Annotated in this window: 2 protein-coding genes; both read right to left on the minus strand. The window is 63.0% G+C overall.

Annotation, left to right across the window (positions count from 1 at the left end):
- The coding region (locus tag ACEW8G_RS01970; protein ID WP_373486771.1) for a sodium/proton-translocating pyrophosphatase at window positions 1-1001 on the minus strand (1001 nt) is incomplete at its 3' end.
- Between the two features lie 140 nt (window positions 1002-1141).
- On the minus strand, window positions 1142-1655 hold a 514-nt coding region (locus ACEW8G_RS01975; RefSeq protein WP_373486772.1), incomplete at its 5' end, for a thiamine-monophosphate kinase.

A 1655-nucleotide genomic window follows, 5' to 3' on the forward strand; every position in this document is an offset into this window, starting at 1 on the left:
GGCTTCAGCGAAAACGCGCTGCCAAGCCCGATGATCGCATCGGTGACGAAATACAGGCCGACGGCGGACAGCACGGCGGTCACCGCAAAGCCCTTGTACATCGCGCCCATGATCGAGTTGTTTGACCCCAGTCGCACAAAATAGGTGCCGATGATCGAAGTGATGATGCACAGGCCGCAAATGCCGAGCGGCAGGCCGACGAGCGGCAGCAACGCGGCATCATTGCCCGAGACCAGCAGCGCGATTGCCACCATCGTCACGCCGATGGTCACCACGTAGGTTTCAAACAGATCAGCCGCCATCCCTGCGCAATCGCCGACATTGTCGCCAACATTGTCGGCGATCACCGCAGGGTTGCGTGGATCGTCTTCAGGAATACCCGCCTCGACCTTGCCGACAAGGTCTGCGCCGACGTCTGCCGCCTTGGTGAAGATGCCGCCGCCCAGCCGCGCAAAGATCGAGATCAGCGAGGCACCGAATGCCAGCGCGACCAGCCCGTTGACGATGTTGCGGTCTTCAGGATCGCTGAGGCCATGGCCAGCGATGGCGTAGAGATAATAAAAATAGCCCGCTGTCGCGAGCAGCCCCAAACCTGCGACCAGCATCCCGGTAATGGCGCCGGCGCGGAACGCCAGCGTCAGCCCCGCCTGCAGCGAGACGCTGGCGGCCTGCGCGGTGCGCATGTTGGCGCGCACCGAAATGTTCATGCCGATATAGCCCGCCACGCCCGATAGCACCGCACCGAGCAAAAAGCCGATGGCGGATACAGGGTTGCCAAACTTGTCGAGCAAGGCCCAGACCAGCACCAGCACGACTGCGCCGACAATCGCGATGGTGCGATACTGGCGGCCGAGATAGGCCTGCGCGCCTTCCTGAATCGCGGCCCCGATCTCCTGCATCCGCGCGTTACCGGGCGATTGGCTCAAAACCTGGCGGCTGGTGAAAATTCCGTAGAGTACTGCGACAATTCCGCAGACTATGGCAATCAGGACAACATTCATGCATCGCTTCCCCAAAAAACGCAATTCAGGGGCACTCGCGCCTGTTGACAGACGTCGCACTCCTCCCCTTGGCGCATGGTATAAGCCGGTGTGGCGGGCGCGCAACGTCAAAAGCGTGGGCGTGTCAATTGGTTGGCAGGCTAAACGCTATGCAGCCAGCCCAGCCGATCGGGCAGGGGGATTGGTGCGCCTTGCCAGCGTAACGTCAGCCCGCTGCCTGCATTAAAGCGGCCAACCGGGTGGGCGCTGATCGGCAGATGCGCATTGGCATCGACCGCGAACAGCAGCTGATAATCATCACCGCCGGTGCAGGCCGCAAGGCGCATCGCCTGATCATCGCCGAACGCGCTGACAAAATCCGCCGACAGCGGCACTGCGGCGAGATCGATCTCGATGCCAAGCCCCGAGGCTTTTGCCATCCGCGCAGCGTCGATCAGCAAGCCATCCGACACGTCCATCATCGCATGCGCAACCTGCGCCAGCGCGCGGCCCTCTGCCACCAATGCGACCGGGCGGCGGTAGGCACGGATGAGCGATAACGGCGCGGTCTTGCCCGCCTTGAGCAGCTGCAAACCCGCCCAGCCGTTGCCGATGGGGCCGGTGACGAACATCGTGTCGCTCTTAAGCGCTCCACTGCGCGCAGGGGGCAGGGGC

The sequence above is a fragment of the Blastomonas sp. genome (assembly GCF_041747255.1).
Taxonomy (GTDB): domain Bacteria; phylum Pseudomonadota; class Alphaproteobacteria; order Sphingomonadales; family Sphingomonadaceae; genus Blastomonas.